1 protein-coding gene is annotated in these 586 nt (G+C 59.0%); it reads right to left on the minus strand.

The window, feature by feature from the left end:
- Positions 1-137: 137 nt before the first annotated feature.
- Positions 138-586, minus strand: a 449-nt coding sequence (locus RIG82_03445) for a hypothetical protein (protein MEQ9459994.1), incomplete at its 5' end; no start/stop codon positions are given.

The raw sequence follows: 586 nt of genomic DNA on the forward strand, positions 1-586 counted from the left end.
ATGCGGTAGTCGAAGCGTCACCTGGCCGGAGGTAGATCCTCGTGAAATCTGACAACTGCATTGGAATCGCAGGATCCTTGTATACTCCAGACTCAGTCTGCCCAACACCTGATGATAAGCTGCGGGGCGAAGCCCCGTCAGCCTTCATCATCCTGTTGGGCAGCGTACCTCGGCGTTTCGATCGGGGTCCACTGCACTAGGAACCCCCGCGCTGTCGTGCCGGCATTCCGCGCGCCGGGTAGGGCGTCGAACTGGCCATGCATCCTTGCGGCTGGCGGAGTCTGGACGAGCTTGTCCCAACGGAGGAGTCTCTCAAGTTCGTCGTGTCGCTCGCGGTCTTCAGGCAGTGCAGGGTGCGATTCGATTGTCGCGGTACCCGTCGAGTAGGCGTCGTGCCATCGAAGCCAGATAGCCCAATCCTCCATCGCGAGGAGAAAGAGCTCAACGCTCAAAGGGTATAGATTGAACGTGTCGCGCTCGCCGTCGTCGACATCTCTGAAGTCCGACTCAAAGAAGTGAGGCTTGCCGTTGAAGTCGGCGATGCCACGACGTGGGCCATCGTAGTATTCGATAACCGTGTGCACTG

This window comes from Phycisphaeraceae bacterium (assembly GCA_040222855.1).
GTDB lineage: Bacteria > Planctomycetota > Phycisphaerae > Phycisphaerales > Phycisphaeraceae > Mucisphaera.